12 protein-coding genes are annotated in these 12,721 nt (G+C 64.9%); 10 read left to right on the forward strand and 2 right to left on the reverse strand.

What is annotated here, in order from left to right; translation table 11 throughout:
• Positions 1–20: 20 nt before the first annotated feature.
• On the reverse strand, positions 21–566 hold the full coding sequence (locus ACWPW0_RS22605) for a gamma carbonic anhydrase family protein (RefSeq protein WP_447595296.1): 546 nt from the start codon (positions 564–566) through the stop codon (positions 21–23).
• Between the two features lie 123 nt (positions 567–689).
• Between ACWPW0_RS22605 and prlC the strand changes: the two genes are divergently transcribed.
• From prlC to ACWPW0_RS22620, 3 genes are read left to right on the forward strand one after another with little or no spacing between them, the layout of a single operon-like run.
• Positions 690–2,738 carry an oligopeptidase A gene (prlC, locus tag ACWPW0_RS22610; RefSeq protein WP_454256619.1) on the forward strand — a complete coding sequence of 683 codons (2,049 nt, stop codon included), beginning with the start codon at positions 690–692 and terminating at the stop codon, positions 2,736–2,738.
• The gene (locus ACWPW0_RS22615) at positions 2,735–3,016 is read left to right on the forward strand and encodes a YheV family putative zinc ribbon protein (protein WP_454256620.1); all 282 of its coding nucleotides are present in this window, start codon (positions 2,735–2,737) and stop codon (positions 3,014–3,016) included. The genes prlC and ACWPW0_RS22615 overlap by 4 nt, the downstream gene beginning before the upstream one ends.
• 4 nt (positions 3,017–3,020) lie before the next feature.
• Complete coding sequence (locus ACWPW0_RS22620) at positions 3,021–3,803, forward strand: DUF1835 domain-containing protein (protein WP_454256621.1); 783 nt, start codon at positions 3,021–3,023, stop codon at positions 3,801–3,803.
• Between the two features lie 12 nt (positions 3,804–3,815).
• Here ACWPW0_RS22620 and ACWPW0_RS22625 read toward each other — a convergent pair whose 3' ends face one another.
• Positions 3,816–4,793 (reverse strand): quinone oxidoreductase family protein, encoded by a 978-nt coding sequence (locus ACWPW0_RS22625; protein ID WP_454256622.1) that lies wholly within the window; start codon positions 4,791–4,793, stop codon positions 3,816–3,818.
• A 117-nt stretch (positions 4,794–4,910) separates the two neighbouring features.
• Between ACWPW0_RS22625 and hemF the strand changes: the two genes are divergently transcribed.
• The 7 genes from hemF to ACWPW0_RS22660 all read left to right on the forward strand — a co-directional run bounded on the left by hemF (position 4,911) and on the right by ACWPW0_RS22660 (position 12,582).
• Positions 4,911–5,828, forward strand: a complete 918-nt coding sequence (gene hemF, locus ACWPW0_RS22630; RefSeq protein WP_454256623.1) for an oxygen-dependent coproporphyrinogen oxidase — start codon at positions 4,911–4,913, stop codon at positions 5,826–5,828.
• A gap of 1 nt (position 5,829) precedes the next feature.
• A complete protein-coding gene (locus ACWPW0_RS22635) occupies positions 5,830–6,210 on the forward strand; it encodes a VOC family protein (protein WP_454256624.1) in 381 nt (126 codons plus the stop codon).
• 117 nt (positions 6,211–6,327) lie between these two features.
• Positions 6,328–7,146, forward strand: a complete 819-nt coding sequence (aroE, locus tag ACWPW0_RS22640) for a shikimate dehydrogenase (RefSeq protein ID WP_454256625.1) — start codon at positions 6,328–6,330, stop codon at positions 7,144–7,146.
• A gap of 122 nt (positions 7,147–7,268) precedes the next feature.
• Positions 7,269–7,787: a sigma-70 family RNA polymerase sigma factor gene (locus tag ACWPW0_RS22645; protein WP_447595312.1), complete on the forward strand. Its 519-nt coding sequence runs from the start codon at positions 7,269–7,271 to the stop codon at positions 7,785–7,787.
• A gap of 43 nt (positions 7,788–7,830) precedes the next feature.
• Complete coding sequence (locus ACWPW0_RS22650; protein ID WP_454256626.1) at positions 7,831–8,784, forward strand: FecR family protein; 954 nt, start codon at positions 7,831–7,833, stop codon at positions 8,782–8,784.
• Positions 8,785–9,162: 378 nt separating this feature from the next.
• Positions 9,163–11,595: a TonB-dependent siderophore receptor gene (locus ACWPW0_RS22655; protein WP_454256627.1), complete on the forward strand. Its 2,433-nt coding sequence runs from the start codon at positions 9,163–9,165 to the stop codon at positions 11,593–11,595.
• 123 nt (positions 11,596–11,718) lie between these two features.
• Positions 11,719–12,582: an EamA family transporter gene (locus ACWPW0_RS22660; RefSeq protein WP_447595318.1), complete on the forward strand. Its 864-nt coding sequence runs from the start codon at positions 11,719–11,721 to the stop codon at positions 12,580–12,582.
• Positions 12,583–12,721 lie beyond the last annotated feature (139 nt).

Here is a 12,721-nt window from a genome sequence, read left to right on the forward strand (position 1 = left end):
GCCCTGCCCGCCGGACGCATTCAGTCGCGGTCGTAACCCTCAGTACGATGAAGCTCCTTGAGCTTCACATAGTTGCCGGCGGTATAGGTGAAGAAGCCGCGCTCCTTGTCCGTCAACGGACGCGCCTGCTTCACCGGGCTGCCGACGTACAGGTAGCCGCTCTCCAGCACCTTGCCCGGCGGCACCAGGCTGCCGGCACCGATGATCACCTCGTCCGCCACCACCGCGCCGTCCATGACGATGCTGCCCATGCCGACCAGGATGCGGCTGCCCAGGGTGCAGCCATGCAGGGTCACCTTGTGGCCGATGGTCACGTCGTCGCCGATCAGCAACGGAAAACCATCGGGGTTGAACGGGCCGGCATGGGTGATGTGCAGCACGCTGCCATCCTGCACGCTGGTGCGCGCACCGATGCGGATGCGGTGCATGTCGCCACGGATCACCGTCAGCGGCCACACCGAGCTGTCTTCGCCCAGCTCGACATCGCCGATGACCACAGCGCTGGCATCGACGAACACTCGCTCGCCAAGCCGGGGGGTATGACCTTGGTAGGTACGAATCGTCACGATAGAGCCTCTCAAGCTGCGGTTTGCCCCGATTGTAATTAACATGCCAGGCATTGCGGTTGTGAAAAGCCTGCCGTGGCCCCATAACCTATCCATGTATTCGCGTAACGAAGGTGCCTTGCCGTGACCGTCAGCAACCCCCTGCTCCAGGATTTCGACCTGCCCCCCTACTCCGCCATCAAGCCCGAGCACGTCGAGCCGGCGGTCAACGAGATCCTCGCCGACAGCCGCGCGACCATCGCCGAGCTGCTCAAGACCCAGCAGAGCGCACCGAGCTGGAACGGCCTGGTACTGCAACTGGACGAACTCAACGCCCGCCTCGGCCGCGCCTGGAGCCCGGTCAGCCACCTCAACGCGGTGTGCAACAGCGCCGAGTTGCGCAGCGCCTACGAGGCCTGCCTGCCTACGCTCTCCGAATACTGGACCGAACTGGGCCAGAACAAGGCGCTGTTCCAGGCCTACGAGGCCCTGGCGAACGGCCCCGAGGCCAGCGGCTTCGACGTGGCGCAGAAAACCATCCTCGAGCACGCCCTGCGTGACTTCCGCCTGTCCGGCATCGACCTGCCGGAAGCCGAACAGAAGCGCTACGGCGAAATCCAGATGCGCCTGTCCGAGCTGACCAGCAAATTCTCCAACCAGTTGCTCGATGCCACCCAGGCGTGGACCAAGCAGATCGCCGATGAAGCGCAATTGGCCGGCCTGACCGATTCCGCCAAGGCGCAAATGCAGCAGGCCGCGCAGGCCAAAGGCCTGGATGGCTGGCTGATTACCCTGGAATTCCCCAGCTACTACGCGGTGATGACCTATGCCGACGACCGCGCCCTGCGCGAAGAGCTCTACACCGCCTACTGCACCCGTGCCTCCGACCAGGGCCCGAATGCCGGGCAGAACGACAACGGCCCGGTGATGGCCGAAATCCTCGACCTGCGCCAGGAGCTGGCGCGCCTGCTCGGCTTCGCCAACTACAGCGAACTGTCGCTGGCCGGCAAGATGGCCGAGTCCACCGAGCAGGTGCTGAACTTCCTGCGCGACCTGGCCGTACGCAGCAAGCCGTTCGCCGCCCAGGACCTCGACGAGCTGCGCGCCTTCGCCAGCGAGCAGGGCGTCAGCGACCTGCAGAGCTGGGACGTCGGCTACTACAGCGAGAAGCTGCGCGAACAGCGCTACAGCATTTCCCAGGAAACCCTGCGCGCCTACTTTCCCATCGACAAGGTGCTGACCGGCCTGTTCGCCATCGTCGAGAAGCTCTACGGCATCCAGATCGCCGAGCTGTCCGGCTTCGACAGCTGGCACCCGGATGTGCGCCTGTTCGAGATCCGCGAAAACGGCCAGCACGTCGGCCGCTTCTTCTTCGACCTCTACGCCCGCGCCAACAAGCGTGGCGGTGCCTGGATGGACGGCGCGCGCGACAAGCGCCGCACGGCGCAGGGCGAGCTGGTCAGCCCGGTGGCCAACCTGGTGTGCAACTTCAACCCCGCCGCCCCGGGCAAACCGGCGCTGCTGACCCACGACGAAGTCACCACGCTGTTCCACGAATTCGGCCACGGCCTGCACCACCTGCTGACCCGCGTCGAACACGCCGGCGCCTCGGGCATCAACGGCGTGGCCTGGGACGCCGTCGAGCTGCCCAGCCAGTTCATGGAGAACTGGTGCTGGGAGCCGGAAGGCCTTGCCCTGATCTCCGCCCATTACGAAAGCGGTGAAGCGCTGCCGCAGGACCTGCTGGACAAGATGCTGGCGGCGAAGAACTTCCAGTCCGGCCTGATGATGGTGCGCCAGCTGGAATTCAGCCTGTTCGACTTCGAACTGCACGCCACCCATGGCGACGGCCGCAGCGTGCTGGATGTGCTCGAAGGCATCCGCAGCGAAGTCTCGGTAATGCGCCCGCCGGCCTACAACCGCTTCGCCAACAGCTTCGCGCACATCTTCGCCGGCGGTTACGCGGCCGGTTACTACAGCTACAAATGGGCCGAAGTGCTGTCCGCCGACGCCTTCTCCAGGTTCGAGGAAGACGGCGTGCTCAATGCCGACACCGGCCGTGCCTTCCGTGAGGCGATCCTCGCCCGCGGCGGCTCCCAGGAGCCGATGGTGCTGTTCGTCGACTTCCGTGGCCGCGAGCCGAGCATCGACGCCCTGCTGCGCCACCTCGGCCTGAGTGCGGAGGCGGCATGAGCGATGCACCTGTGAATGTCAGCCCCAAGCGCTTCATCGCCGGCGCCGTGTGCCCGGCATGCAGCGGCATGGACAGCATCAAGATGTGGAACGTCGACGGCGTGCCGCACCGCGAGTGCGTGACCTGCGGCTACGCCGACACGCTCAACGCCCAGGGCCAGTCGGTGCCCAGAGAGTTGGGCACGCGGGTCAACAAGGCCACGCCGAAACCGGCCGATCCCAAGGTGCAGGGCGTGCAGTTCTTCCCCAATCCGAAACTGAAGAAACCCGGCGAATAATCCTGTGTGGCACCTGGTTTGCGGTGATGCAGCGGTAGAAGGCGTCAGCTTCGTGCTCGGCGAGGCGGTTGCCACGTCGTGCCTGCGGGTGCTGCGCGACGACCTGGCTGTCGGGCCGCTGAGCGACGTCGAGCAACCCCATTGCCCGCGCCGCGCGGCCTTCTGGCAAGCCGTCTGGCCCCAGGCGGTGCAGCCGGTACCGGACTTTGCTCAAGAGCTGGATGCCGACGCCCGCTGGCTCGCCAGCCTGGCCCAGCACGCCGAGCCGGTCACCCTGTGGCATGGCGACAGTGCATCCGAACAACTGCTGCTGGCGCGCGTCGCCGCCGCGCTCCAGCTCAGCGATGTACCCCTCTGGGAAGTCGCCTGTGGCAGCGGTGACAGCCGCGTGGCCACTCGCCGCGCCGTGTCCATGCATGCGCCTGATGCATTGCGGGCGCTGTGCCAGCCGAAACGGGTCGATGCCCAACGGCAGCAGCACCTGGCCAGTCAGTGGCAGGCGGCTTTACGCGACGATGCCTCGATCCGCCGCTGGCGCGAGGGCGCGTTCCATGGCGAGGATTACACGGCCATCGACGCGCAATTGCTGGCGAGCAGCAGCCCTGAATGGCAGCCGCTGGCACGGGTCATGGCCAGCGTGATGGCGAGCTGCGACGGCTTCTTCGCCACCGACTTCTTTCTCTTCTGGCGCGCCCGCGAGCTAGCCGCTGCTGGGCAGCTGCAACTCGACGGCCAAGCCGATCAGAGTGGATACGGCGGGCTGCTGGCCAGGCGCCAACAGCCCTGATCGCAGCTCTTCTTATGGCAGGAGAATGGTCGAGCCGGTGGTCTGCCGGCTCGCCAGTGCCCGTTGTGCCTGCGCAGCATCAGCCAGGGCGAAGCGCTGACCGATCTCGACCTGGATCGCACCACTGCCGATATGCCCGAACAGCTCATCGGCCATGCTCTGCAATGCAGCCGGCGTGCTGGCGTAGGTGGCCAGGCTCGGTCGGGTCACGTACAGCGAGCCCTTCTGCGTGAGAATGCCCAGGCTCGGTACGCTGACCGGGCCGGAGGCATTGCCGAAGCTGACCAGCAGGCCGCGCGTCGCCACGCAGTCGAGCGAAATATCCCAGGTATCCTTGCCTACCGAGTCGTAGACCACCGGGCATTTTTGTCCGTCGGTCAGCTCCAGCACGCGTTGCGCCACCTTCTCGTGGCTGTAGTCGATGGTCGCCCAGGCGCCCTTGGCCAGGGCCAGCTCAGCCTTGGCGGGCGACGACACGGTGCCGATCAGCTTCGCTCCCAGCAGCTTCGCCCACTGACAGGCGATCAGCCCGACACCACCCGCCGCCGCATGAAACAACACGGTCTGCCCGGGCTGCACGGCATAGGCCTGACGCAGCAGGAACTGCACAGTGAGCCCCTTGAGCATGACGGCAGCGGCCTGCTCGAAGGTGATGTTCGACGGCAGATGGACCAGCTTCTCGGCGGGGAGCAGGTACTGTTCGCTGTAGGCACCGACCGGCCCCGTGGCATAGGCCACACGATCGCCAACCTTGAAGTCGCGCACCTCACTGCCCACCGCCTCGACCTCACCAGCTCCCTCGCTGCCCAGCCCGCTGGGCATGTTGGCCAGCGGATACAGGCCATCGCGCTGGTAGATGTCGATGAAATTCAGGCCAATGGCGCGATTGCGTACCCGCACCTCCAGCGGACCGGGCTCGGCCGCTACATGGTCGACATACTCGAGTACTTCAGGACCGCCGTGGCGGGCTATCTGGATACGTTTGGCCATGCTGTGCTCCCAGTACAAAGAGGCCTATCCAACGCCCCGAACTGATCGCCGTCAAGTCTCGGCCACGGGCGACGATGGTATGCTTGCGCCCTCTTTTTGCTCAGCCAAGGTAATGCCGTGAGTGACCGCACCCAGGCCGTGAAGACCTACCTGCTCGATCTGCAGGACCGCATCTGTGCCGCCCTCGAAGCCGAGGACGGTCGCGCCCGTTTCTTCGAAGACAGCTGGCAGCGCCCGGCCGGCGGCGGTGGCCGCACACGGGTGATCGAGAACGGCGCGCTGATCGAAAAGGGCGGGGTCAACTTCTCCCACGTATTCGGCAGCAGCCTGCCGCCCTCGGCCAGCGCCCATCGCCCGGAACTGGCCGGCCGTGGCTTCGAGGCCCTCGGCGTGTCGCTGGTGATCCACCCGGAAAACCCGCACGTGCCGACCTCCCACGCCAACGTGCGTTTCTTCAGCGCCGAGAAGGAAGGTGAAGAGCCGGTGTGGTGGTTCGGTGGCGGTTTCGACCTGACCCCGTACTACGGCAACGAGGACGATTGCGTGCATTGGCACCGCGTGGCCCGCGACGCCTGCGCGCCCTTCGGCGCCGAGGTGTATGACCAGTACAAGGCCTGGTGCGACAAATACTTCCACCTCAAGCACCGTGGCGAGCCGCGCGGTATCGGTGGGCTGTTCTTCGACGACCTCAACCAGTGGGATTTTGACACCTGCTTCGCCTTCATCCGCGCCATCGGCGATGCCTATATCGACGCCTACCTGCCCATCGTGCAGCGCCGCAAGGCCACGCCGTTCACCGAGCAGCAGCGTGAGTTCCAGGCCTTCCGCCGTGGCCGTTACGTCGAGTTCAACCTGGTGTTCGACCGCGGCACGCTGTTCGGCCTGCAGTCGGGCGGGCGTACCGAATCGATCCTCATGTCGCTGCCGCCGCACGTGCGCTGGGGTTATGACTGGAAGCCAGCACCGGGCAGCGAAGAAGCACGCCTGACCGAGCACTTCCTGCAGGACCGCGACTGGCTCGGCGAGTCGGCCTGAGATGCACATCGAACGGCTCGATCACCTGGTGCTCACCGTGGCGAACATCGAGGTCACCTGTGACTTCTACAGCCACGTGCTGGGCATGCGCGCCATCAGCTTCGGTGAGGGACGCACCGCGCTGAGTTTCGGCCAACAGAAGATCAACCTGCACCCGCACGGCGCCGAATTCGAACCCAAGGCCGCGCACCCTGTGCCCGGTTCGGCCGACCTGTGCTTCATCGTCAGCACACCGCTGGAGCAGGTCATCGAGCACCTGGATGCCTGCGGCGTAGCCATCGAACAAGGCCCAATCGCACGCACTGGCGCGACCGGGCCGCTCATCTCGGTGTACATTCGCGATCCCGACCGCAACCTCATCGAGCTGTCCAACCTCCAGTAAGCACAGGTTGCTCGCCGGCTGGACACGGTAATCGGTTGACCGGCAGGCTCCAGCGCTGCCGACGTCCCCCATTCACGCCTGCCGCCTCGTTGCTGGCGGCCACACACAAGGTGATTCATGGACCGCTACGGCGTATTCGGCAACCCCATCGGCCACAGCAAGTCACCGCTGATCCATCGCCTGTTCGCCGAACAGACCGACCAGGCCCTGAGCTACGAACCGCTGCTGGCGCCGCTGGACGACTTCATCGGTTTCGCCCGCGCCTTCTTCGCCGAAGGCCGTGGTGGCAACGTCACCGTGCCATTCAAGGAAGAGGCCTATCGCCTGGCCGACGAACTCAGCGAACGTGCCCGCCGTGCCGGCGCGGTGAATACCCTGAAGAAACTCGACGATGGCCGCCTGCTCGGTGACAACACCGACGGCGCCGGCCTGGTGCGCGACTTGACCGTCAACGCCGGCCTGAATCTGGCCAACGCCCGTATTCTCCTGCTCGGTGCCGGCGGCGCCGTGCGCGGGGTACTGGAACCCCTGCTGGCCTGCCAGCCACGCGCCCTGGTGATCGCCAACCGCACCGTGGCCAAGGCCGAACAACTGGCCCAGGAATTCGCCGAACTCGGCCCGGTCGCCGCCAGCGGTTTCGATTGGCTGAGCGAACCGGTCGACCTGATCATCAACGGCACCTCGGCCAGCCTGGCCGGCGAACTGCCGCCGCTCGACCCCAGCCTGATCCAGCCGGGGCACACTGTCTGCTACGACATGATGTACGCCAAGGAGCCGACCGCCTTCAACCGCTGGGCCAGCGAGCACGGCGCGGCGCGCTGCATCGACGGCCTGGGCATGCTGGTCGAGCAGGCCGCCGAAGCCTTCTTCCTCTGGCGCGGTGTACGCCCGGACAGCGCGCCGGTACTGGCCGAACTGCGCCGCCAGTTGGGCTGAAGCCTACCGAAGGCCCTGGGGCTGTATCGCCGGGGAAATGTACCCAGGCACTTAGTGATAATACTTCTCAATTGCTGTAGCATGCCGGGCTTTCGGCGATTCAGCCGCCATCGGTGCACGGTATGTCGCGCAGCGGTTCATCCGACTTGCTGGCCAGCTTCCAGGAACACTACGCGGATCTGTTGCGCTTCCTCGCGCGGCGGCTGGGTGATGTCGAGCATGCCGCCGATGTCGCCCAGGATACCTACCTGCGCCTCGCCGCCCTGCCCGCCGGCGAGCCAATCAAGGAGCCGCGCGCCTTTCTGTTCCGGGTCGCCGGCAACCTGGCCATCGATCGCCTGCGCAGTGAAAACCGCCTGTCTGCCCTGCGCGCCGAAGAGGATGCCGCCCATGAGCTGCACGACCCGGCGGCGAGCCCGGAAACCTCGCTGCTGGCCGGCGAAGCCCTGGCCCAGCTCGACGTAGCCCTCGGGCAACTGCCCGACAAGGCCCGTCTGGCATTGCTGCTCAACCGTCTAGAAGGCCTGACCCACGCGCAGATCGCCGAGCGCCTCGGCGTGTCCGAAAGCACGGTCGGCAAGTACATCGTCCAGGCCATGCGCCATTGCCGCGACTGGCTGCGCCGGGTGGACATGCCATGACCCACTCCGCCAGACTGCTGCGCAACCACGGCCCGCACTGCGCATGAACGAATCATTGCCCCTCGACAGCGACCTCGAAGACGAGGCCATCGAACGCCTGGTGCACCTGCATTCCGGGCGTGCCAGCGCGGCCGATCGCCTGGCGTTCCACAACTGGCGCCAGCTCAGCCCCGCGCATCACGCGGCGGCGCGGGACGCCGAGGCGTTGTGGGGCGCGTTGCCGCACACCGCAACCGCACAACGCCACGACATGGCAGAACCGACCGGCATCCCGCCGCGGCGCTGGCGCGGAGGGGCCGCAATTGCCGCCAGCCTGGCCATGATCGCCCTGACGCTGGGCCTCTATCACCAGGGCCCGGCACTCTATGCCGATCACAGCACCACGACCGGTGAGCGCCGTGAAATACACCTGGCCGATGGCAGCCAGGTCTGGCTGAACAGCGGCACGGCGCTGTCGGTGGACTTCAGCGACGCACGTCGGGATATCCGCCTGTATCGCGGCGAAGCATTGTTCGCCGTAGCCAAGGACAGCACGCGACCGTTCGTCGTGCATGCAGCCGAGGGTGAAGTACGCGCCGTCGGCACCCGCTTCGACGTCGACCTGCGCGATCACCAGGTCGAGGTACGGGTCAGTGAAGGTGTGGTGCAGGTCGACTCGGCCGGTGCGCCGCCGGCGCGGCTGACCATCGGCCAGGGCCTGCACTATCAGCAGGGGCAGGCACCTGGCGCGGTACACGAGGTGGACCTGCGTGCGGCGGATGCCTGGCAGCGCGGCAAGCTGATCTTCAATCGCCAGCCACTGGGCGAGGTGCTTGGCGAACTGGAGCGCTACCTGCCGGGCAAGCTCTACCTCACTGACGACACCCTGCGCGCGCAACTGGTCAGCGGTGTGTTCGAACTGGATGACCCGCAGGGCATGCTCGATACCCTGGCGCAAACCCAGCCGGTGCAGATCACCCGTCTGCCGCTGCTGACCCTGGTGCGGCCGAAGTCCTAGTCCCGGGCCATTCGCCGTGTAGGAGCGCGCCATGCGCGCGAGCGGAGTTTCTGCCTGTGGCAATCGCACGGATTCACACAGCCTTCGCGCGTATGGCGTGGCTCCACGACCACACAGGTTCGCGCCATTCTCTTGTGGGAGCCGGCTTGCCGGCGATCTGCCCCCCGCCCAACAGGATCGCCCGCAAACGGGCTCCTGCAGGCTTCGACGATGAGCGCCATCAGTTCCCGGGTATCGCTGCGCTCAACCCAGGCTACGGGATAAAAATAATGTTCATTTTCCGTGGCAAGGTCGGCGGGGCTGTTTCGTCGTAGGCATGAAGCGCGAATTATTCGCATTAATAACGCGCAGCCAACCCTATTCCGAAGGCGTTCTTCCATGCACATCTGCTTCCGCCCTTCCCGCTCTGGCGCGCTGCGTCGGGCCATCTTACTCGCCACCGCGTTCGGCTGCGTCAGCGCGCCAATTGCCCTTCCGGCCATGGCCGCCGAGCAGGCTGCCAGCGTGGCATTCTCGATCCCCGCCCAGGCACTGGACAGTGCGCTGACCCAATTCGCCGACCAGGCCGGGCTTCGCATCCTGTTCACCTCAGATGACGTAGCCGGACTGCGCAGTGCCGGGCTGGAGGGTCGTTACCCGGTGGCCGAAGCCCTCTCGCGCCTGCTGCAAGGCAGTGGCTACGGCTTTCAGTTCGTCGATGAGCGCACCCTGACTCTGCGTCGGGCCGAAGCGGATGGAACGGAGCTGGAGCTGGGTGCCACCAATATCAATGACACGCGTGAAAGCGCTTGGGGCCATGTAGACGGCTATGTCGCCACGCGCAGCGCCACCGGGACCAAAACCGATACCCCACTGATCGAAATCCCACAGACGGTCAACGTGGTCACCGCCGATGAAATCGAAGCCCGAGGATCAAGCACGATCGCCAAGGCGTTGCTGTATACGCCTGGGGTTTCCAGCCAGGGTTTCACCGCCTCGCACATGCTAACCGATGAAATCACCTCACGTGGTTTCGCCCCGGCACCGCTTTATCTGGACGGTGCCTACCTGCCCTACGCCGGCAGCCTGGGTGGCGCGCCCCAGGTCGAGCCCTACAGCCTGGAGCGGATCGAAGTGCTCAAGGGGCCGGCCTCAGTGCTGTTCGGCCAGAACGAGCCGGGGGGCATCATCAACATGGTCACCAAGAAACCCACGGACTATGCCCGCGGAGAGCTCAAGTTCGGCGTTGCCAGCTACGACAGGGTCAACGGCGCACTCGATGTCAGCGGGCCAGTGCTGGACGACAAGAGTCTGCTCTATCGCTTCCTACTGGTCGCCAACAGTGGTAACGAACAGATCGACTACACCGAAAGCCAGCGTCTGTTCGTGGCACCGAGCCTGACCTGGAACCTCAGCGACAGCAGCGCACTGACGGTCTACCTGCAGGCCCAACGCGACGATGGCGTACCGGACTACCAGCCATTGCCGATGAAAGGCACACTCAAGCGCGGTCCCGGCGGACAGAAGATCGACCGTGATTTTTTTCAGGGCGAGCCGGGCTACAACGATTACAACCGCGAGCAATATGTACTCGGCCTGGACTTCAGCCACGAATTCAGTGATGCCCTGCTGTTGCGCCAAAGCCTGCGCTACGTCGACCTCAACGACGATTACAAAGGCTTCTACCTGCGCTGGTATGCCGATCCCGACAACCGTACTGCCACACGCAACAAACTGGACTGGCAGCAACACAACAGCACCATCAGTGCGGACAACACCCTGCAGTACACCTTCAAGACCGGCGAGCTGCAGCACACCCTGCTAGGTGGCGTGGACTATCGGTATTTCTCGCGCCAGTACGATGGCTACAACAACTACTTCGCCGCACCGATCGACCTGTACAACCCAGACTACAGCGTTATCTCTCCCAACCCGCCGATGGATTACCAGTGGGACAACACCGTCAGCCAAATCGGTCTCTACCTGCAGGACCAGATCCGTTTGGGTGACATTGTCCTGACCTTGGGTGGTCGCCAGGACTGGGCCAAGGTCAACAACAAGGATCTGATCGCCGATACACGTACCCGACAGGATGACAAAGCCTTTACCGGGCGCGTTGGGCTGACCTGGCTGATGGGTAATGGCTTTGCGCCTTACCTGAGCTACGCCGAGTCCTTCAAACCACTGATTGGCACCGACAGGGCCGGCAAAGCCTTCGACCCCACCACCGGGCAGCAGATCGAAGCCGGCATCAAATATCAGCCGCCGGGCAGCGAAGCACTGATTACCCTGTCGGCTTTCGAGATCACCCAGCAAAACCTGACCACCCAGGACCCTGCCGATCCGGCCTTCTCCGTCCAACAGGGCGAAGTTCGTTCGCGGGGTGCCGAGCTGGAGGCCAAGGCCAAGATCACGCAGACCTGGGACCTGATCGCAGGCCTTAGCTATGTCGATACGCGTACGACCAAAAGCAATTACCGTAATCAGAAGGACAAGCAACTGCTCCAGCAAGCGCCCTTCTCCGCCTCCCTGTGGGCCAACTACCAACCGCTGGGCCTGCTCGACGGCCTGAGCCTGGGTGGCGGAGTGCGCTGGACCGGCAAACAATACGGCGATGCCAACAATACGGAGCGCTTGCCCGGCTATGCCGTGGTTGACGCTGCCGTGCGTTATGACCTGGGCAAGCTGGATGCCAGCCTGCGTGGCACCGAGGTCAGCCTGCATGCCGATAACCTGCTGGACAAGACCTATGTCGCCAGTTGCAACTGGGAGCTGGGCTGTTACTACGGCAAGGCGCGCACGCTATCGGCGAATGTCAGCTACCGCTGGTGACCTGTCCGGGACATCCTGCGGGTCAGCTGGATCGCAGGATGCCCCGGAGAACAGGCGTGCCGGCATCACCTCGCGCAGGCAGCTGCGGTATGATCCGCGCCTGCCTGCAACGAGCCCCGCCCCATGCGCTACCTGCTGATCGTCACCCTGCTCTGGGCCTTTTCCTTCAGCCTGATCGGCGAGTACCTGGCCGGGCGGGTCGACAGCGATTTCGCCGTGCTCGCCCGCGTGGCGGTCGCCGCCCTGGTGTTCCTGCCATTCACCCTCTGGCGTGGCCTGCCATGGCGGATGCTCGCCGGGTTCTGGCTGGCTGGGGCGCTGCAATTCGGCGTGACCTACCTGTGCCTTTACCGCAGTTTTCAGGTGCTCACCGTGCCCGAGGTGCTGCTGTTCACCGTGCTCACACCGATCTACGTGACCCTGCTCGACGATGCCCTCGCCCGTCACCTCAACCCCTGGGCGCTGATTGCCGCGCTGGTCGCGGTCGGCGGTGGGGTGATCATTCGTTTCGAGCCGCTGGAAGGCGAATACCTGGTCGGCTTCCTGCTCCTGCAACTGGCCAACATCACCTTCGCCGCCGGCCAGGTGCTGTGCCGCCGCCTGTTGCTGCACTACCAACCGGGGCAGCCGCTGTACCGTTTCTTCGGTCACTTCTTCCTCGGCGCCATGGTGCTGGTGGTGCCGTCGTTCCTGCTGTTCGGCGATGCCGGCAAGCTGCCGCAGACGGCCGTGCAGTGGGGCGTGCTGCTGTGGATGGGCTTGTTCGCCACGGCGCTGGGCATGTTCTGGTGGGTCAAGGGCAGTGTGCAGGTCAACGCCGGCACCCTCGCGGTACTCAACGAATTGCACGTGCCGGCCGGGCTGCTGGTCAACCTGCTGATCTGGAACCGCGACGCCGACCTGCCACGCCTGGCCATGGGCGGCGCGATCATTCTCGCCTCGCTGTGGCTGAGCCGGCTGGGGCGACAACGGCCGATCAACGCCTGACCCATTCATCGGGAGATGAGAACTGTCCTTGACGAGAGCTCATCTTCAACCTTCAATTGCTTTCGCAATAGCCTGTTTTACAAGTCATATTCATGGACGGCAGGTTCTTCACTGGCAGGGAGTGCCTCGTCAATCACCT

It is taken from the genome of Pseudomonas sp. Marseille-Q8238 (genome assembly GCF_965111915.1).